This is a genomic window from Pseudoduganella sp. jia 12, assembly GCF_055502675.1.
In genome coordinates this window covers 467,337-485,886 of record NZ_JBUXKP010000001.1, presented here as the reverse complement: position 1 = coordinate 485,886, position 18,550 = coordinate 467,337, and the positions used below count along the sequence as shown (strand labels likewise).

Sequence of the window (18,550 nt, the reverse complement as noted above, 5' to 3'; positions counted from 1 at the left end):
GGTAACGATGTCTGATAATAAAGAAACCCTGGGCTTCCAGGCGGAAGTGAAGCAGCTGTTGCAGCTGATGATCCACTCGCTGTACTCGAACAAGGAAATCTTCCTGCGCGAGCTGATTTCGAACGCCTCGGACGCGGCCGACAAGCTGCGCTTCGAAGCCATCAACAATGACGCCCTGTACGGCAACGACCACGAACTGAAGATCAAGGTGTCGTTCGACAAGACTGCCCGCACGGTCACGATCTCCGACAACGGCATCGGCATGAGCCGCGACGAGGTCATCAGCCACCTGGGCACGATCGCCAAGTCGGGCACGAAGGAATTCTTCGGCAAGCTCTCCGGCGACCAGCAGAAGGATGCGGCACTGATCGGCCAGTTCGGCGTGGGCTTCTACTCCGGCTTCATCGTGGCCGACCGGATCACCGTGGAAACCCGCCGGGCCGGCCTGCAGCCGACGGACGGCGTGCGCTGGGAATCGACCGGTGAGGGCGACTACAGCGTGGAAGCCATCGAGAAGACGAACCGCGGCACCGACATCATCCTGCACCTGCGCGAAGGCGAGGACGAGCTGCTGTCGGCGTGGAAGCTGAAGTCGATCATCACCAAGTACTCCGACCACATCTCGCTGCCGATCCAGATGGCGAAGGAAGAGTGGGACGAAGAGAAGAAGGAGATGGTCACCAAGGACGAACCTGAAACGATCAACCAGGCCAGCGCGCTGTGGGCCCGCTCCAAGAGCGACATCACGCCGGAGCAGTACGAGGAATTCTACAAGCACGTGTCGCACGACTTCGGCGCGCCGCTGACCTACACGCACAACCGCGTGGAAGGCCGCAGCGAATACACGCAGCTGCTGTACATCCCGGCCAAGGCACCGTTCGACCTGTGGGACCGCAACAAGCGCGGCGGCATCAAGCTGTACGTCAAGCGCGTATTCATCATGGACGACGCCGAGCAGCTGATGCCGACGTACCTGCGCTTCGTGAAGGGCGTGATCGACTCGGCCGACCTGCCGCTGAACGTGTCTCGCGAAATCCTGCAGGAATCGCGCGATGTGAAGGCCATCCGCGAAGGGTCGACCAAGCGCGTGATCGGCATGCTGGAGGAGCTGGCCAACGCCGACGAGCAGGAAAAGAAGGACAAGTACCAGGCCTTCTGGACCGAGTTCGGCCAGGTGCTGAAGGAAGGCATCGGCGAAGACCACACGAACAAGGACCGCCTCGCCAAGCTGCTGCGCTTCGCCTCCACGCACAATGACTCCGCCGACCAGACCGTGGGGCTGGCCGACTACGTCGCCCGCATGAAGGAAGGCCAGGAAAAGATCTATTACGCGACCGGCGAAAGCTTCACGGCCGCGAAGAACAGCCCGCACCTGGAAATCTTCCGCAAGAAGGGCGTCGAAGTGCTGCTGCTGACCGACCGTGTCGATGAATGGATGCTGTCGTTCCTGACCGAGTTCGAGGGCAAGGAACTGGTGTCCGTCGCGAAGGGTGGCCTGGACCTGGGCAAGCTGGAAGACGAAGCCGAGAAGAAGGAACACGAGGAAACCGAGGCGCAGTACAAGGAACTGGTCGACCGGATGAAGGCGTCGCTGGGCGACAAGGCCAAGGACGTGCGCGTGACGTTCCGCCTGACCGACTCGCCGGCCTGCCTGGTGGCGGACGAGCATGAACTCTCCGGCAACCTGCTGCGCATGCTGAAGGCCGCGGGCCAGAACGCGCCGGAAAGCAAGCCGATCCTCGAGATCAACCCGAACCATCCGCTGGTCACGCGCCTGAAGTACGAAAGCGAAGACAGCGGCAAGTTCGGCGACTGGTCGCACATCCTGTTCGACCAGGCATTGCTGGCCGAAGGCGGCACGCTGGAAGATCCGGCGGCGTTCGTGAAGCGGATGAACGAGATGCTGCTGAAGTAATCGTTGCCGTACCCGGCAAGGGCGGTGTCCGTTTCGGCGGATACCGCCCTTGTCATTTGCGGTGCCCTTGTCATTTGCGGTGCCCTTGTCCCGTCACGGGCCAGCTGTTGCGATCCCGCCGCTGCGGGACAGTAGCGACTGGCGCGAACACGACGGCCCCCCGGGCGCTGGCGCAGCGCTTCGCCCATGCCACGCCGGGCGAGCGCCAGCTGGCCACGGCCGCCGCCTGAATCGTGGCGGCGGCGGCGCGCGGCGTCTCGAAATTGTGCGGGTGGAACCGCCGGCTACTTGCCGCGACGGCGTCGCGCCGCCAGCAGCACCACCGGCACGCCGAGCGCCAGCAGTGCAAACGTGGCCGGCTCCGGCACCGGTTGCAGGAAGCCGCGGATTTCGCCGCCCGGCGCGAACGATGTGTGCAGGTTCAGGTAGGCGCTGCCGGATTCGAGCCCGGCCATGAATGCCGTTTCGGCGCCGGCGATGGTGCCGCCGCCGAAGTTGGTGATGAAGTCTGGATTCCATGTGGCGGCCAGCGAGGTATCGAAGACATGCGAGTAGGTGCCGGCCGTCACGCCGATGGGGAAGCCGGTGAACGTCGGCAGTTCCGTCGCCACGCCCGCCGTGCCGGTTTCCGGCACGGCCGTGCAGCAGTGGATGTGCGCGGCGGTGGTGCTGGCCAGCAGCCCGGAGAACGTGACGTCGATGGTCATCGTGTGCGTGGCGATGTCGAAATCGACCGTCACCGTGCCCGTGCCGGGCGACGCGTTCGGCGGCGCTTCGATCGCACCGGAAAGCGTGGCGGTGTACACGTTGGCGTTGGCGGACAGGGCGGCCAGCCCCAGTACGATGGCGGCAGAGCCTTTCAGCATGCCTGCGTTGAAAGTTCCCCGTTGCGGCTTGACAAAGTTCATGTCGGTCTCCTTTTTAAGTGGAAATGGATAACAAGCAAGTCGCAGGCCTGCATCCGCAGTCATCATGAAATCAGGCACTTATTCCAGGGGCGCACGCGAGATTGCGGATGAGCTGTCAAATCTCTCGACAGCACGGGCCCGCTCCGGGCGGCACGACGGCGCACACCGTTGAAGCCGCATGCAACCGTCGACAATGGATGTAGTAGAATGCAATCTTGCTATTTGTTTACACTTTATCCGGGCCGCCCCCAGCGTTATGCAACCGAGTTCCTGTTCCGTCCTGCTGATCGACGACGAGCCCCTGGCACAGGACTACCTGCTGCACTGCCTTGAAACGCATGCCGATGTCGCACTCTGCTATGAGCATTGCGCCGACCGCGCAGTGGACCTGGCGCTGGAGATCGATGCCACCGTCGTGCTGGTCGACCTGCGCATGCCCGGTACCGACGGCTTCGCCGTTGTGCGCAACCTGCGCGCCGATTCCCGAACCGAGCACATTCCCGTGGTCATGCTGTCATCCGAACACGATGCGCAGATCAAGGTGCAGGCCTTTGCCGCGGGCGCCAGCGATTACCTCGTGAAATGGCCGGACGCGCGCGAACTGGTGGCACGGCTGCGCTACCACAGCGCCGCCTGCGTGGCGCGCCGCCAGCGCGATGTGGCCTTCGCATCGCTGGCACGCAGCCAGGAGGAATTGCGCGCCAGCCAGGCGGCGCTGCACCAGGCGCAAAAGATGGAAGCGATCGGCCAGTTGACGGGCGGCGTGGCGCACGACTTCAACAATGTCCTGCAGATCATCGGCGGCAACCTGCAACTGGTGAAGCTGATGGGCGGCGTGAACGACAACGCGCGCGGCCGCATCGATGCGGCACTGGCCGGCGTGGAGCGGGGCGGGCGGCTTGCTTCGCACCTGCTGGCGTTCGCGCGGCGGCAGCCGTTGCAGGCGATCGTCATCGATCCCTCCGTGGTGCTGGGCGACATGGAAGAGATGCTGCGCCGCGTGCTCGGCCCGCAGGCGCGTATCGCGACCGATATCGCACCCGGCGTGTGGAGCACGGCCGTCGACCCGAGCCAGTTGCACAACGTGATCCTGAACCTGGCGATCAACGCACGCGACGCGATGCCGCAAGGCGGCACGCTGACGCTGCGTGCCCGTAACATTCCAGCCGGCTCGCCCGAGCTTGCCGAGGTGGGCCAGGATGAATGCGTGATGATCGAAGTGGCCGACACCGGCAACGGCATGCCGCCCGAGGTGCTGCAGCGCGCCTTCGAGCCATTCTTCACCACCAAGCCGACAGGCCAGGGCACCGGCCTGGGGCTGTCGATGGCCTATGGCTTCGTCAAGCAGTCCGGTGGCGAGATCGTGCTCAAGAGCGCGCCCGGCGACGGCACCAGCGTGCGCATCTTCCTGCGCCGCAGCGCCACCGAGGCGATGCCGGCCGAGGACGATGGCGCGGCAACGCCGCTGTTCGGCGGCATCGAGACCGTGCTGGTGGTGGAAGACGAGGACGACGTGCGCGACGCCACCGTGCAATTGCTGCTGGCGCTGGGCTACCACGTGCTGCAGGCGCCGGACGCGGACCATGCCGCCCGTATCGTCGAGAATGGCGCGCGCGTCGACCTGCTGTTCACCGACGTGATCATGCCCGGCAGGATGAGCAGCCTGGAGCTGGCGGAAATGGTGCGCCGGCATTGCCCCGACGCGCAGATCCTGTTTACGTCCGGCTATGCGGAAGGCGTGCTGACGCATGAGGGCAGGATGGACCCGAGCATCAGCCTGCTGCCCAAGCCCTACAACCCGGACGTGCTGAGCGCACGAATCCGGCATTTGCTGCGGCGGCGCAAGGCCGCCTGAGCGCAGAATCGGAAACCGGTGGCGGGAAGGAGAGACAGCCTGCGTGCCGTCTCCGCTAGGCAGGGCTGCATCGTTCAGCAGGCGTGGAGCAGTGCTCCACGAAGCTCCGGCCTCACTCCCAGCTTCGCCGTCAGCCGATCGGCCGCATGTAGCGCTGCGAGCCCGGTGGCGGTTCGTTCAGCACTGCCCAGAAGATGCCGAGGTCGGAGATCGCGCGCACGAACTCCTTGAATTCGACCGGCTTGACGACATAGGCATTCACGTTCAGCTCGTAGCTGCGGATCAGGTCCTGCTCCTCGCGCGACGAGGTCAGCATCACCACCGGCAGCGGACGCAAGTCGGGCGTGCTGCGGATTTCATTGAGCACCTCGAGCCCGTCCACCTTCGGCAGTTTCAGGTCGAGCAGCACCACGGCGGGGTTGCCTTTCTGCCGCTGCGCATATTCTCCCCGGCAGAACAGGTAGTCCAGGGCTTCGGCACCGTCGCGAACGACGATCACCTCGTTGGCAAGCTGGCTCTTCTCCAGCGCGATCAGGGCCAGTTCGAGGTCATGCGGATTGTCTTCGACGAGCAGGATGGGCTTTAGCATACGATCTATAACGTGTTGGGAATGGAAAAAGTAAAGGTTGCGCCCTGGCCCGGCACCGCGGTAGCGGTGACCGCGCCGCCATGGCGTTCCACAATGCGGCGCACGTTTGCCAGGCCGATGCCGGTACCCTGGAAGTCTTCCATCCGGTGCAGGCGCTGGAAGACGCCGAACAGCTTGTGCACGTAGTCCATGTTGAAGCCGACGCCGTTGTCGGCCACCGAGAAGACCGTTACGGCGGCATCGCGCCGGCCGTCGATGCGGATCACGGCGGGATCTTTCTTGCCCGTGAACTTCACTGCATTGGACAACAGGTTGTGGAGCGCCAGCTGGAGGAACGTGGGATCGGCGACGACCGGCGGCAGGTCGGCCACGTGCCACTCGACGCGGCGGCTGCCAATATCGAGGGACAGCTTGTCGATGCACGATTTCACCAGTTCGTTCATGTCGACCGCCACGGGGCGCAGGGAAGCGCGGCCCATCTGGGAAAAGCTCAGCAGGTCGTCGACGAGCTTGCCGGCCAGCCGCGCCGATTCCTTGATGTTGACGAGGAAGCGCTGCTGCTTTTCCGGCGAGCCGGTGCCGGCCGTTTCCAGCAACAGGTCGGAAAAGCCGACGATGTGCCGCAGCGGCGCGCGCAGGTCGTGCGACACGGAATAGGAAAACGCCTCGAGTTCCTTGTTGGCGCGGCCCAGCTCCTCGGCCAGTTCGGCCATCTGCTCGGCGCGCTCCAGCGCGATGCCCAGCAGCGCGGTGCGAAATTCCAGCGCCATCTCGATTTCGCCCGGGTGCCACGGCGCGGCAGTGCCATGCACCGTTTCGCGCCACGACGCAAAGCTGGTGCGCGGGCTGAGCTGCGTCGGCGCGCCGGGTACCGCTTCCTTGGCGTGGGGGTTGCCGGCCCAGTCGATCGTGTACACGAACTCCGGGCGGAACCACAGCAGGTAATGCCTGTGGATGCGCGAGATCGGCATCGCCAGCAAGCCGCTGGCGCTTTGCCGGTAAGCCGCGGCGGGCGGGAATTCGGCGGCCAGCCGGTCGGTGTGGTACAGGTCTTCGTGCGTGTTGACCTGCAGCCAGCCGATCAGGTCGCGCAGTTGCGTCTCATCGGGCGTGTCGCCATAGCTGACGATGCGGTCGTCGACGATGATCGCGGCGCCGCCGGCGCGCGCGAAATGCAGCAGCTGCGGGAACACGTTGCCCATGTTCTCGATAAAGTTGGCGCCCTGCGTGAGCCCGGCCAGCACGGATACCATGGTGCGCCGCACTTCCAGCCGGAACTGCAGTTCGTCGCGCACTTCCCGGCTCTCCACGCGCAGCGCCAGGATCTGCCCCAGCTGCTCGCAGGCGGTGCGCTTGTCGAAGGCCACGTGGCAGGGCGCCGCATTGTGGCAGGAGATCAGCCCCCACAGCTCGCCCTTGACCATCAGCGACACGGACATCGACGCGAGCGTGCCCATGTTGCGCATGTATTGCAGGTGCACCGGCGACACGCTGCGCAGTGCCGCGAACGACAGGTCGTTCGGCGTGCCGGTCAGCGGGTTGTCGGCCGGTACCAGCCGGGCAGGGGCATAGTTCGCGTCATGGATCAGCCGGATGCGGTTCGATGCGTACAGCTCCCTGGCCTGGCGGGGAATGTCGGACGCGGGAAAACGCTGGCCAAGGCATGCGGGCAGCACGCCGTCGTTACTCTCGGCGAACACATGGCCATGGCCTTCCGTATCGAACTTGTAGACGAGCACCCGGTTGAAACCGGTCACGGCGCGAATCTCGTCCGCCGCCCTGGCGCCCATCGACGCCACCGCGTCGGTATCGTCCAGCTGCTGCAGGAAGTTGCCGACCAGCGGATACAGGTGGCGGAAGTCGGCCGCGCCGGTGCGGCGCACGGCTTCGAATTCCAGCATCAGCAGCGCATCGTAACGGTGCACCAGCACGTCGAAGGCGTTGCCCGCCAGCCGCACGGTGGCCGCGAACGATGGCCGCTCGCCCGCGCCGGGCAGTTCCGGCGCCAGCACGTCGGCCGCTGCGGCGCCGAGAACGTCCGCCAGCGTGCGCCCCAGCGCGGCCGCCGGGGCCACGCCCAGGTGACGCTCGATGTTATCGCTCACTTGCACGATGAAACCTTCCGGCGACAGCGCCACCAGGCAGCCGTGCGGCTGGATGCTGCCCGGCATGCGGATCGCTTCCTGGTCGCAACTGCCAAGGTCTATCGGAGGACTTGCTTGTGTCATGGACAGAATTTTACCGGCAAACGGGCCGGACTGCGCACTATCAACACGGTACGGAGGCGGTTCAACGCACGCTCTGCAACAGGAACGATGGCTGGCCGCAACTCTTTTGCGAACCCTTGATCTCGGCATCACCGCAGCTGCGCGACACGCCATCCTTGCGGTAGCAGACGCGGATCTCGCGCAGGAACCGCCCGGCGCCGCCGCAGAACGGCACGATCGCATTCTCGGCCAGCCGCGGATTGGCGGCGCGGAACGCCTGCTGGAACTGCGCCGCCGTCACGCGCACGGGCTGTTCCGGCGCGCGGTAGGCCGCGGGCACGACCACGCCATCCTTCAGCTTCGCCGACAGCGCCAGGTACTGTTCCGCCGACAGCCCGGAGCAGGTGCCGTGCTTCTTCCACTCGTGCCCGATCAGCTTGGGCGACGGGTAGATGGCCTCGTACTTGCGGCGCAGGTACTCCGGCAGCGGCGCGCGCGAGCAGCTTTGCGGATAGCCTTTTTCATATTGCGGCCACAGGCCGTGCAGCACGAAGCCGAGCCGGCGGCCACTGCCGCACTGGTTCGTGTCGCGCCCGCCATTGGTGGCGCAGTAGGACGGCGACCACGACAGGGCCAGCGCGTAGTAGTCGAATTCGCCCGGCTCGCCCACGCTCTTGTGTTTCGCGGCGTGCGCGCCGCCGCACAGCAGGGCGGCCAGCAGCAGGGTGGTGCGGGTGATGGTCTTTGTCAGCATGAATGCGGCAATCCTGGATCGTCTACAGTTCGGTGCGCAGCGCGAACAGCTCGGGGAACAGCACCACGTCGAGCATCTTGCGCAGGTAGCTCACGCCCGCGGTGCCGCCGGTGCCCGTCTTGAAGCCGATGATGCGTTCGACGGTCGTCACGTGCCGGAAGCGCCAGAAGCGGAATGCCGTTTCCAGGTCCACCAGCTTTTCGGCCAGTTCATACAGCGCCCAATGCTTCGACGGGTCGCGGTACACATCCAGCCACGCCGCCTTCACGGAATCGTCGGCCACGGTGGGCAGCGTGGGGTCGGCGGCCAGGCGGGCGATCGAGACGGGCAGGCCGTTGCGGGCCAGCAGCCGGATCGCCTCGTCGTAGACGGAAGGCTCGTGCAGCGCGCGGTGCAGGATCTCGTGGGTGGCCGGCGTGGCTTCGTGCACGGCCAGCAGCTGCGCGTTCTTGTTGCCGAGAATGAACTCGATTTCGCGGTATTGGTACGACTGGAAGCCGGACGACGCGCCCAGGTAGGGGCGGATCGCCGTGTACTCGGGTGGCGTCATCGTTGCCAGCACGTCCCATGCATGCACCAGCTGGTCCATGATGCGCGCCACGCGGGCCAGCATCTTGAAAGCGGGCGACAGGTCGTCGCGGCGCAGGTGCTCGCGTACGGCGTGCATCTCGTGCAGCATCAGCTTCATCCACAGTTCGCTGGTCTGGTGCTGCACGATGAACAGCAGTTCATTGTGGTTCGGCGACAGCGGGTGCTGCGCGGTCAGGATCTGTTCCAGGCCGAGGTAATCGCCGTAGCTCATCGACTTCGAAAAATCCATTTGCGCACCGTGCCACTGCGCGTTCTTTTCGTCGCTCATCGCGGGTCCTTCAGGTTACCGTGCCGCGCGCGGCGTTCACGTCGTAGGCATTGTCGTCGAGGATGTGCTTGAGGATGTCCACCGCATCCCATACCTCGGCAAAGCTGGTGTACAGGGGCGTGAAGCCGAAGCGCATGATCTGCGGCTCGCGGTAGTCGCCGATCACGCCGCGCGCGATGAGCGCCTGCATCACGCCATAGCCGTGCGGATGCGTGAAGCTGACGTGGCTGCCGCGCCGCGCATGCTCGCGCGGCGTGACCAGGCCGAGCGGGTGGCCGGCGCAGCGTTCCTCGACCAGCGCGATGAACAGGTCCGTCAGCGCCAGCGACTTGGCGCGCAGCGCCGCCATGTCCGTTCGCGCGAACACGTCGAGGCCGCACTCGACGAGTGCCAGCGACACCACGGGCTGCGTGCCGCACAGCGCGCGGCCGATGCCGGCGCACGGCGCGAACGAAGGCGCCATCGCGAACGGCGCGGCATGGCCCCACCAGCCGGACAGCGGTTGCGTGAACGCCGCCTGGTGCCGCTCCGGCACCCAGATGAAGGCCGGCGCGCCCGGGCCGCCGTTCAGGTATTTATAAGTGCAGCCGACGGCGAAGTCGGCGTTCGCGCCGTGCAGGTCGACCGGTACCGCGCCGGCGGAGTGGGCCAGGTCCCACACCGTCAGTGCGCCGTGTTCATGGGCAAGGGCCGTCAGCGCCGCCATGTCGTGCATGTGGCCCGTGCGGTAATTCACATGCGTGAGCAGCAGCACGGCGGTGTCAACGCCCAGCGCGGCCGGGATGTCCTCCGGGCTGTCCACCAGCCGCACCGTGTGGCCGCGCCGCAGCCAACCGGCCAGTCCTTCGGCCATGTAGATATCGGTGGGGAAGTTGCTGCGTTCAGTCACGATCGTCGTGCGGTCCGGGTCGGCCTGCATGGCCACCGCGCCGGCCAAAGCCTTGAACAGGTTGACCGACGTGGTATCCGTGACGGCCACTTCGCCCGGCAATGCGCCGATCAGCGGCGCCAGCTTGCCGCCCAGCCGTTTCGGCATGTCGAACCAGCCGGCGGTATTCCAGCTGGTGATCAGGTCGTTGCCCCATTCCCGGGCAATGACATCGGCGGCGCGGGCCAGTGCCGCCTTCGGGCGCGCGCCCAGCGAATTGCCGTCCAGATAGATGACGCCGGCAGGCAGGTCGAAGCTGTCGCGCAGCGGCGCCAGCGGGTCGGCGTCGTCGCGGGCCATGCAATCGGTGCGGGAGAAATTCATGGTTGCTCTCGAAGATGGTCGTCCGTCGGACGAAGGCGGGAGTGTATCACGCCGGGTATGTCATACAGGCATCTCCTGATGAGCGCTATAAACCGACGGCGTTGATCGATCGACACTTATAAAAAGTATTTTATCAATCGACAATTGAATAAATATCAGTTGATAAAATATCAGCAAAAATGGCGTGGAAATTTTTCGAACTTTTTTCATTTGAACCCTAAAGTTCTCCGCCGCCGCACCGTTACCCCAAGCAGATGTCCGGAAAAGCGCCTCTGTTCGTTGCATTGGATGACAGAAAAAAATTCTAAAATTTTTTGCTGATCACCCTAAAGTTTCCAAAAGAGCTGCCGTTACCGGTTCAGATGTCGCTAAAAAGCGTCAGCCCGGCATCTTTATTCGAGCGGGATGCAACGCGTTTTTCACCCGCCGCAACAACCCGCAAAGCCGCGCGAATACTCGCGCGCCGCTATGATCGCCCTGCGTTTGTCAGACAAACGCCGACAGGGCGCGTTCGCTATTTCCCTACCTCAAATACAGACGGCAGCCTCTTCTCGTGCTCGGGGCCCTACAGCAGAATGTGTCTCAACGGAAACGCTTTGAGGAGCACACAATGACTGCGAACGACATGATGGCCGAGATCCGCGACGCGAACCTCTCCTACCTGATGCTGGCCCAGCAGATGATTCGCGCGGACAAGGTCACCGCGATCTTCCGCCTGGGTATCTCGGCCGATATCGCCGACCTGATCGAAGGCATGAGCAATGCCCAGATCCTGAAACTGGCGGGCGGCAACATGATGCTGGCTCGCTTCCGCTTCGACGACAGCGCCATCCTGGGCATGCTGACCAACTACAACAAGGACCGTTCGCTGGCCCAGTCGCACGCGGCGATTCTGATGGCTGGACAGGGCGTCGAAGAAATCGCCTGAGCGCTACACTACGGATACGAGACGGACAGGAGCGGGAACATGAGCAATGCCGGTAAAAAAAGCGTCGTCACGGAAGCACAGGAAATCGGGCTCGCCATCGAGCTGATCAACCTGGGCGCGCGGCTGCAACTGCTGGAATCGGAAGTGTCGCTGTCGCGCGAGCGCCTGCTGAAGCTGTACAAGGAGCTGAAGGGCGTGTCGCCGCCGAAAGGCATGCTGCCGTTTTCCACCGACTGGTTCCTGACCTGGCAACCGAACATCCATGCTTCGCTGTTCATCAACATCCACGACTTTCTCGTGCAGCACGCAGGCGCCACCGGTATCCACGCAGTGATGAAGGCTTACCAGCTGTACCTGGAGCAGATGCCGCCGGCGCCGGGCGAGGAGCCGCTGCTGTCGCTGACGCGGGCATGGACCCTCGTGCGCTTCTTCGGCAGCCGCATGCTCGAACTCAAGGCTTGCAGGAAATGCCAGGGCAGGTTCGTCGTCAACGGCATGGACCTGAATGGCGACTACCACTGCGGCCTGTGCCATATGCCATCGCGGGCCGGCAAGACACGCAAAGCCAAAGAAGAGTCCGTCGCCGCGTGACCTTCCTCCGACGTTCCGTTACGAAAAGCCGGGGTGGCGCATGACGCCAGCCCGGCTTTTTCGTTTGCCGGCCGTGCGCGCGCTGCTTGCCCAGCTCGTGGCACTGGTGCCCACCGCCGCGCTGGCCGTCGCGTTCGATACGTTCGGCCGCGGCCCGACCCTGCTGGAGGCCGCCGCGCTGCAGGGCGCCACGGCCATGCTGATTACATGGAAAATCGGCCTGGCACCCTGGTGGTGCGTCATCCAGCTGCTGTTCCCCGTCGCGCTGCTGGCGGCGCTGGGACTGCAACTGCCGCCGGTGCTGTTCCTCGTCGTCTTCGTCGTGTTGCTGGGCTGGTACTGGTCCACGTTTCGCACCCAGGTGCCGTATTTTCCCTCCAACCCGGCCGTCTGGCGTGCCGTCGAGGCCTTGTTGCCGGCCCGGCCCGGCGTGCGGGTGATCGACGTCGGCAGCGGCCTGGGAGGCTTGACGCTGCACCTGGCGCGGTCCAGGGCCGACGTCGAATGCGTCGGCATCGAGCTGGCGCCCGTGCCCTGGCTGTATTCGACATGGCGCGCCCGATTCATCGGCAGCCGCGCACGATTCATTCGCGGCGATTATGAAAAGATTCATTTCGGCGATTATGACGTGGTATTCGCTTATTTATCCCCAGCGGTAATGTCGGGCTTATTCGACAAGGCACGGCGCGAAATGAAAGTTGGCAGTCTGTTAGTGAGTTATGAATTCACTATCCCTGGTTTCAAACCGGACAAGACCATCCATACCACAGAGGGAGCGCCATTACTATTTGTTTGGGCGTTTTGATTGGCTTTCTCTTGCGAGGCCGCCTGTCTCACGTTATTGTAGTTCCCTATGGAATTATTTTGCTGTGCTTCCTGATAGGAGATTGCAGGCTTGCTATTAATTATTGGTTATATCGTGGTCTGCGCCAGCGTGTTCGGCGGCTATGCCATGTCTGGTGGACACCTTGCCATTCTGTTCCAGCCGCTGGAGTTGGTAATGATCGGCGGCGCCGCCGTGGGCGCCCTTTTCGTCGGTAACAACAACAAGTCCCTGAAAGCCACGATGGCCGCGTTGCCCACGCTGCTCAAAGGGTCGCGGTATACCAAGGAACTGTACATGGACCTGATGTCGCTGCTGTTCGACATCCTGTCGAAGGTGCGCAAGGAAGGCCTGATGTCGATCGAAGGCGACATCGAGACGCCGGAACAGAGCCCGCTGTTCTCCAAGTACCCGTCGGTACTGGAGGATCACCATATCGTGGAATTCATGACCGATTACCTGCGCCTGATGGTTTCGGGCAACATGGATGCGTTCCAGATCGAAAACCTGATGGACAACGAACTGGAAACCCACCACCACGAGGGCGCCGTGCCGGCGCATGTGATCGCCAAGCTGGGCGATGGCCTGCCGGCCTTCGGTATCGTGGCCGCGGTGATGGGCGTGGTGCACACGATGGAATCGGTGGGCATGCCGCCTGCCGAGCTGGGCCTGCTGATCGCGAAGGCGCTGGTCGGCACGTTCCTCGGTATTCTGCTGGCATACGGTTTCGTCGGTCCGCTGGCCAGCCTGCTGGAGCAGAAACTGGAAGAGTCGTCCAAGATGTTCCAGTGCGTGAAGGTCACGCTGCTGGCCAGCCTGAATGGCTATGCGCCGGCGCTGGCGGTCGAATTCGGCCGCAAGGTCCTGTACTCGACCGAACGCCCCACGTTCGCCGAGCTGGAAGATCACATCAAGAAATCCAAGTCGAAGTAATGGCGAGCGGAGGTAGGCACCATGGCGGATGAAGGCCTGCGGCCCATTATCGTCAAGCGCATCAAGAAAGGCGGCGGCGGTCACCACGGCGGCGCCTGGAAGATCGCTTATGCCGACTTCGTGACGGCGATGATGGCTTTTTTCCTGTTGATGTGGCTGCTGGGTTCGACCACCAAGGGCGACCTGAACGGCATCTCCGAATACTTCAAGACGCCGCTGAAGGTGGCGATGCAGGGTGGCTCGGGCAGCGGCGACAGCTCGTCCGTGATTCCCGGCGGCGGCAAGGACCTGACCCGCAAGGATGGGCAGGTGAAGGGCGGCGACGACCCGGCCACCAGGAAGAAGACATTCAACCTGACGGCCGCCAAGCAGGCGATGGAGCGGGAAGAAACACAGCGGCTGCAGGGCCTGAAGGAAAAGCTGCAGCAGAAGATCGAGAATTCCGCCGCGCTGAAAAAATTCAAGGACCAGCTGCTGCTCGACTTCACGAGCGAGGGCCTGCGGATCCAGATCGTGGATGAGCAGAACCGCCCGATGTTCCCGTCGGCCAAGGCGGAACTGGCGGGGTACACGCGCGAAATCCTCACGGAGATCGGGCCGATCCTCAACGATGTGCCGAACAAGATCGGCCTGTCCGGCCACACGGATGCCACGCCGTACTTTTCGGAGAACGGCTACAGCAACTGGGAACTGTCGGCCGATCGGGCCAACGCGTCGCGGCGCGCGCTCGTCCAAGGCGGGATGCAGGACAATAAGGTGATGCGCGTGGTGGGTCTGGGATCGGCCGTGAACCTGGACCGCAAGGATCCGTTCAATCCGATCAACCGGCGCATCAGCATCATCGTGATGAACAAGAAAACGGAAGAGGGCCTGATGCGCGACGCCGGCAAGCTGGAAATCGGCACCGGAGCCGCGCCGGAGGCAGCGTCGGCGGCGCCCGAATCGACGCCGCCGCTGGCACGGCGCTAGCAAGGTATGCGGGCAACCCGCGCATAGAGTCAACGCGAGATCACATGAACAGAAAAAAAATCCTCGGTTCCCACGTGAAGCGGCTGCTGTCCGGCGTATCGGACCACGGCAAGCGGCACCTGACGGAGGTGGAAACGGACCTGCTGCAGACCAACCTGCTGCTGGAGGAGGCGATCGAGAAGCTGTCGCGCAACTTCATGGCCATCCATGCCGCCGTCAACGACCAGCAGGGCACGATCCGGCTGCTGCTCGACGGTGGTACGCCGACGGTCGAGGACAAGGAAAAGCTCGAGGCGATGAACGACCAGGTCGGCGCGCACGTCAACGCGGCGATCACGAGCATGCAGTTCCAGGACATGACGAGCCAGCTGATCGACCGCACGCTGAAACGGGTGACGGGCTTGCGCGAATTCCTGGCCACGCTCGGTGCGCATGGCGCGGAGATGAGTCCGGACAGCGACAACGACGAAATGGTGGAGCTGCTGGGCAAGGTCAGCATGGCGCTGGCGATCCAGAGCCTGGAGTTGCGCAACGTGCTGCGCAAGGCAGTCAGCCAGAAGCACCTCGAGAGCGGCGACATCGAACTGTTCTGAGCTGCTCCCGGTACGGATTGAACACAGCGGGCCGTCAAGTGCCCGATATTTAGTAATAAGTAGATAAGTGAGAGAAAACATGGCTAAAACGATTCTTGCGGTTGACGATTCCAGCTCCCTGCGCCAGATGGTGGCATTCAGCCTGAAGGCCGCCGGCTACCAGGTGGTGGAAGCGGTCGACGGCCAGGATGGCCTGGACAAGGCGAAGCAGGGCGCCGTGGACCTGGTGCTGACCGACCAGAACATGCCGAAGATGGATGGCCTGCAACTGATCAAGAGCCTGCGCGAGCTGCCGGCCTATGCCAAGACGCCGATCCTGATGCTGACCACCGAATCGTCGGACGAGATGAAGGCCAAGGGCCGCGCGGCAGGTGCCAACGGCTGGCTGGTCAAGCCGTTCGACCCGCAGCGCCTGATCGAGGTGGTCAAGAAGGTCATCGGCTGACATGCGCGCTGCAAGCCTGGCACACAGCATCTGCGGAGTCGCGTCATGACGATCGATATTAGCCAGTTCTTCCAGGTCTTCTTCGACGAAGCCGAGGAGCTGCTGGCTGAAATGGAGCGCCTGCTGCTGGCGGTCGACGTGGACGCGCCGACCGAGGAAGACCTGAATGCGATCTTCCGCACCGCCCACTCGGTGAAGGGCGGCGCCGGCACGTTCGGCCTGACCGACATGACCGAGGTCACGCACGTGCTCGAGACGCTGCTGGACCGCATCCGCAAGGGCGAGATGGCGCTGACGCTCGATCACGTGGACGCGTTCCTGGCGGCCAAGGATGCGCTCAAGATGCAGCTCGACGGACACCGGCTCGGCGCCGCGGTCGACCAGGACGCCGTGGGCGATGTGCGCATGATGCTGCAACACCTCGCGCAGGACGTGAAGGTGGAAGCGATCGCCCATGTGGCACCGGCATTCCAGGGCGCCGCCGTGGAAAACGCGGTGGTGGACCACAGCGGCGGGCGCCGCTGGCGGCTCGAGCTGCCGAAGATGGCGCACCGCGAAGTGACGGCGCTGGCGGCCGAGCTGGGCCTGCTGGCCCATGTGGTCGTGACGCCGATCGACAACGACCGCAACGCGATGGTCGTCACCACGCATGAAAGCCTGGACGACATCGTGGCGATCTGCTCCTTCGTGCTGAACACGGAGGACATGGCCATTACCGAGCTGCCGCCGCTGACCGACGAGCAGGCGGCGCTGGAACAGGCTGCGCGCAAGGGGGTCGAGGACGATCTCGGCTACGGTTTCTTCGAGCCGCTCACGCCCGCCGAATCGGCGGCAGGCATGGCAGCGGCGTCCGGCGAAGGCTATGGTTTCTTCCAGCCGCTGGAAGAGATCCGCGCCAACGCCGAGGGTGCCGGCGACAATGCGCGCGGCTACGGCTTCTTCCAGCCGGTCGAGCAGATCCGCGCCGCCGCCGGCATCAGGGAAGCGTCGCCGGCCGAGCAAGTGGTCGAGGAAAAGAAGGCGCTGAAAAAGGAAGTGGAAAAGGCGGCCGCCGCCGTGGCCCATGGCCAGGGCGCCGAATCGTCGTCCATCCGCGTATCGATCGAGAAGGTGGACCAGCTGATCAACCTGGTGGGCGAACTGGTGATCACGCAGGCGATGATCGAGCAGCGCGTCGACGCGCTCGATCCGATGGTGCACGAGAAGCTGCTGGCTTCGGTCGGCCAGCTTACCCGCAACACACGCGATCTGCAGGAAGCGGTGATGTCGATCCGCATGATGCCGATGGACTTCGTGTTCTCGCGCTTCCCGCGCATGGTGCGCGACCTTGCCACGAAGCTGGGCAAGAAGGTCGACTTCATCACGAACGGCGCCGCGACGGAACTGGACAAGGGCCTGATCGAGCGCATCGTCGATCCGCTGACGCACCTGGTGCGCAACAGCATCGACCATGGCATCGAGATGCCCGAGGTGCGGCGTGCCGCCGGCAAGGCCGATGCGGGCCGGCTGTTCCTGTCCGCCTCGCACCAGGGCGGCAACATCATCATCGAGGTGTCGGACGATGGCGGCGGGCTCAATCGCGAACGCATCCTGGCCAAGGCAAGGCAGAACGGCCTGCCGGTGTCGGATGCGATGCCTGACACCGACGTGTGGCAGCTTATCTTCGCGCCGGGCTTTTCGACGGCCGAGCAGGTCACCGACGTTTCCGGCCGCGGCGTGGGCATGGATGTCGTCAAGCGCAACATCACGGCGATGGGCGGCACCGTGGACATCCGCTCGGCCAAGGGCTTCGGCACCACGATCTCGATCTCGCTGCCGCTGACGCTGGCGATCCTGGACGGCATGTCGATCCGGGTGGGCGAGGAAGTCTACATCCTGCCGCTGGGCTTCGTGGTCGAATCGCTGCAGCCGGTGGAAACGGATGTGCGCGAGATTTCCGGCAAGGGCCGGGTCGTCAAGGTGCGCGGCGAATACCTGCCGCTGATTCCGCTGTTCCAGATGTTCGGCATCGCCCCGCGCTTTGCCGAACCATGGGAAGGCATCCTGGTGATCCTGGAAACGGAAGGCAGGAAGGCCTGCCTGTTCGTCGACGAACTGGTCGGCCAGCAGCAGGTGGTGGTGAAGAACCTGGAATCGAATTACCGCAAGGTGGCCGGCATTTCGGGCGCAACGATCCTCGGCGACGGCGGCGTGGCCCTGATCCTGGACGTTGCCGCGCTGATCCGCTCGTCGCGCCAGCTGGTGGACGAGTCGACGCTGAACACGCTGGGCTGAGCCGGGCCGGGTTGGGTAGCACCGCCCGGGACATGGATTGAATATTTTGGAAAGCAAAGGACACAACATGGCAGACGCAAACCAGCAGGCCGAGATCGCGGGTCACGAATTCCTGGCCTTCACGCTGGGCAAGGAAGAATACGGCATCGATATCCTGAAAGTGCAGGAGATCCGCGGCTACGAGGCGGTGACCCGCATCGCCAACGCGCCGGAATTCATCAAGGGCGTGATCAACCTGCGCGGCATCATCATTCCCGTGGTGGACATGCGCATCAAGTTTCGTCTGGGCGAACCGGTGTACGACCAGTTCACCGTGGTGATCATCCTGAACATCAACGGCCGCGTGGTGGGCATGGTGGTCGACAGCGTATCCGACGTGATCACGCTGGAGGCGGGCCAGATCAAACCGTCTCCGGAAATGGGCACCGTGTTCTCTTCCGAGTACATGATCGGCCTGGGTACGGTGGCCGAGCGGATGCTGATCCTCATGGATATCGACAAGCTGATGTCGAGCCCGGAAATGGGCCTGATGGACAACATCGCCGCATGACGGCGGTGAGCGGCAGCAAATCAGCAACGGTAACGTCGCTGTAGAACATTACAGGCGGCCAGCGTCCCGGCAGAGGGCGTGGCGCCACATCGAGAGAACGGGATT

18 protein-coding genes are annotated in these 18,550 nt (G+C 63.9%); 12 read left to right on the top strand and 6 right to left on the bottom strand.

The window, feature by feature from the left end; translation table 11 throughout:
* Window positions 1–7 precede the first annotated feature (7 nt).
* Window positions 8–1,915, top strand: coding sequence for a molecular chaperone HtpG (gene htpG, locus ACY65G_RS01970; protein ID WP_464995682.1), 1,908 nt, complete (start codon window positions 8–10; stop codon window positions 1,913–1,915).
* Between the two features lie 107 nt (window positions 1,916–2,022).
* Entirely contained in the window at window positions 2,023–2,145 is a 123-nt protein-coding gene (locus ACY65G_RS01965) for a hypothetical protein (RefSeq protein WP_464995681.1), read from the top strand.
* A 54-nt stretch (window positions 2,146–2,199) separates the two neighbouring features.
* Here the strand turns inward: ACY65G_RS01965 and ACY65G_RS01960 are convergent, their stop codons facing one another.
* On the bottom strand, window positions 2,200–2,823 hold the full coding sequence (locus ACY65G_RS01960; protein WP_464995680.1) for a CHRD domain-containing protein: 624 nt from the start codon (window positions 2,821–2,823) through the stop codon (window positions 2,200–2,202).
* Between the two features lie 256 nt (window positions 2,824–3,079).
* On the opposite strand from ACY65G_RS01960, the gene ACY65G_RS01955 reads away from it, so the two are divergent.
* Entirely contained in the window at window positions 3,080–4,678 is a 1,599-nt protein-coding gene (locus ACY65G_RS01955; RefSeq protein ID WP_464995679.1) for a response regulator, read from the top strand.
* Between the two features lie 130 nt (window positions 4,679–4,808).
* Here the strand turns inward: ACY65G_RS01955 and ACY65G_RS01950 are convergent, their stop codons facing one another.
* The 5 genes from ACY65G_RS01950 to kynU form a co-directional block, all read right to left on the bottom strand.
* Window positions 4,809–5,267, bottom strand: a complete 459-nt coding sequence (locus tag ACY65G_RS01950) for a response regulator (RefSeq protein WP_464995678.1) — start codon at window positions 5,265–5,267, stop codon at window positions 4,809–4,811.
* A 5-nt stretch (window positions 5,268–5,272) separates the two neighbouring features.
* Window positions 5,273–7,495, bottom strand: a complete 2,223-nt coding sequence (locus tag ACY65G_RS01945; protein ID WP_464995677.1) for an ATP-binding protein — start codon at window positions 7,493–7,495, stop codon at window positions 5,273–5,275.
* Between the two features lie 61 nt (window positions 7,496–7,556).
* Window positions 7,557–8,228, bottom strand: coding sequence for a ribonuclease T2 family protein (locus ACY65G_RS01940; protein WP_464995676.1), 672 nt, complete (start codon window positions 8,226–8,228; stop codon window positions 7,557–7,559).
* Between the two features lie 22 nt (window positions 8,229–8,250).
* On the bottom strand, window positions 8,251–9,087 hold the full coding sequence (gene kynA, locus ACY65G_RS01935; protein ID WP_464995675.1) for a tryptophan 2,3-dioxygenase: 837 nt from the start codon (window positions 9,085–9,087) through the stop codon (window positions 8,251–8,253).
* Window positions 9,088–9,097: 10 nt separating this feature from the next.
* A complete protein-coding gene (gene kynU / locus ACY65G_RS01930) occupies window positions 9,098–10,339 on the bottom strand; it encodes a kynureninase (protein ID WP_464995674.1) in 1,242 nt (413 codons plus the stop codon).
* 610 nt (window positions 10,340–10,949) lie between these two features.
* Here kynU and flhD point away from each other — a divergent pair.
* The 9 genes from flhD to ACY65G_RS01885 all read left to right on the top strand — a co-directional run bounded on the left by flhD (window position 10,950) and on the right by ACY65G_RS01885 (window position 18,445).
* Window positions 10,950–11,267 carry a flagellar transcriptional regulator FlhD gene (gene flhD, locus ACY65G_RS01925; protein WP_131144806.1) on the top strand — a complete coding sequence of 106 codons (318 nt, stop codon included), beginning with the start codon at window positions 10,950–10,952 and terminating at the stop codon, window positions 11,265–11,267.
* A gap of 39 nt (window positions 11,268–11,306) precedes the next feature.
* The gene (gene flhC, locus ACY65G_RS01920; protein ID WP_464995673.1) at window positions 11,307–11,858 is read left to right on the top strand and encodes a flagellar transcriptional regulator FlhC; all 552 of its coding nucleotides are present in this window, start codon (window positions 11,307–11,309) and stop codon (window positions 11,856–11,858) included.
* Between the two features lie 40 nt (window positions 11,859–11,898).
* Window positions 11,899–12,663, top strand: coding sequence for an SAM-dependent methyltransferase (locus ACY65G_RS01915; protein WP_464995672.1), 765 nt, complete (start codon window positions 11,899–11,901; stop codon window positions 12,661–12,663).
* Between the two features lie 90 nt (window positions 12,664–12,753).
* Window positions 12,754–13,614, top strand: coding sequence for a flagellar motor stator protein MotA (gene motA / locus ACY65G_RS01910; RefSeq protein ID WP_130188405.1), 861 nt, complete (start codon window positions 12,754–12,756; stop codon window positions 13,612–13,614).
* Window positions 13,615–13,635: 21 nt separating this feature from the next.
* Entirely contained in the window at window positions 13,636–14,583 is a 948-nt protein-coding gene (gene motB / locus ACY65G_RS01905; protein WP_464995671.1) for a flagellar motor protein MotB, read from the top strand.
* A 44-nt stretch (window positions 14,584–14,627) separates the two neighbouring features.
* The gene (locus ACY65G_RS01900) at window positions 14,628–15,176 is read left to right on the top strand and encodes a chemotaxis protein (RefSeq protein WP_464995670.1); all 549 of its coding nucleotides are present in this window, start codon (window positions 14,628–14,630) and stop codon (window positions 15,174–15,176) included.
* Window positions 15,177–15,255: 79 nt separating this feature from the next.
* Window positions 15,256–15,621, top strand: coding sequence for a response regulator (locus ACY65G_RS01895; RefSeq protein ID WP_130188408.1), 366 nt, complete (start codon window positions 15,256–15,258; stop codon window positions 15,619–15,621).
* A 45-nt stretch (window positions 15,622–15,666) separates the two neighbouring features.
* Entirely contained in the window at window positions 15,667–17,895 is a 2,229-nt protein-coding gene (gene cheA, locus ACY65G_RS01890; protein ID WP_464995669.1) for a chemotaxis protein CheA, read from the top strand.
* 67 nt (window positions 17,896–17,962) lie between these two features.
* On the top strand, window positions 17,963–18,445 hold the full coding sequence (locus tag ACY65G_RS01885; protein WP_464995668.1) for a chemotaxis protein CheW: 483 nt from the start codon (window positions 17,963–17,965) through the stop codon (window positions 18,443–18,445).
* Window positions 18,446–18,550 lie beyond the last annotated feature (105 nt).

Bases quoted from the DNA above. Each gene is read 5' to 3' on its own strand.
- ACY65G_RS01950 (WP_464995678.1), bottom strand. From the start codon at position 5,267: ATGCTAAAGCCCATCCTGCTCGTCGAAGACAATCCGCATGACCTCGAA.
- ACY65G_RS01940 (WP_464995676.1), bottom strand. From the start codon at position 8,228: ATGCTGACAAAGACCATCACCCGCACCACCCTGCTGCTGGCCGCCCTG.
- ACY65G_RS01885 (WP_464995668.1), top strand. From the start codon at position 17,963: ATGGCAGACGCAAACCAGCAGGCCGAGATCGCGGGTCACGAATTCCTG.
- cheA (WP_464995669.1), top strand. From the start codon at position 15,667: ATGACGATCGATATTAGCCAGTTCTTCCAGGTCTTCTTCGACGAAGCC.
- ACY65G_RS01895 (WP_130188408.1), top strand. From the start codon at position 15,256: ATGGCTAAAACGATTCTTGCGGTTGACGATTCCAGCTCCCTGCGCCAG.
- ACY65G_RS01955 (WP_464995679.1), top strand. From the start codon at position 3,080: ATGCAACCGAGTTCCTGTTCCGTCCTGCTGATCGACGACGAGCCCCTG.
- kynU (WP_464995674.1), bottom strand. From the start codon at position 10,339: ATGAATTTCTCCCGCACCGATTGCATGGCCCGCGACGACGCCGACCCG.
- kynA (WP_464995675.1), bottom strand. From the start codon at position 9,087: ATGAGCGACGAAAAGAACGCGCAGTGGCACGGTGCGCAAATGGATTTT.
- ACY65G_RS01915 (WP_464995672.1), top strand. From the start codon at position 11,899: ATGACGCCAGCCCGGCTTTTTCGTTTGCCGGCCGTGCGCGCGCTGCTT.
- flhD (WP_131144806.1), top strand. From the start codon at position 10,950: ATGACTGCGAACGACATGATGGCCGAGATCCGCGACGCGAACCTCTCC.
- ACY65G_RS01945 (WP_464995677.1), bottom strand. From the start codon at position 7,495: ATGACACAAGCAAGTCCTCCGATAGACCTTGGCAGTTGCGACCAGGAA.
- ACY65G_RS01960 (WP_464995680.1), bottom strand. From the start codon at position 2,823: ATGAACTTTGTCAAGCCGCAACGGGGAACTTTCAACGCAGGCATGCTG.
- flhC (WP_464995673.1), top strand. From the start codon at position 11,307: ATGAGCAATGCCGGTAAAAAAAGCGTCGTCACGGAAGCACAGGAAATC.
- ACY65G_RS01900 (WP_464995670.1), top strand. From the start codon at position 14,628: ATGAACAGAAAAAAAATCCTCGGTTCCCACGTGAAGCGGCTGCTGTCC.
- motB (WP_464995671.1), top strand. From the start codon at position 13,636: ATGGCGGATGAAGGCCTGCGGCCCATTATCGTCAAGCGCATCAAGAAA.
- htpG (WP_464995682.1), top strand. From the start codon at position 8: ATGTCTGATAATAAAGAAACCCTGGGCTTCCAGGCGGAAGTGAAGCAG.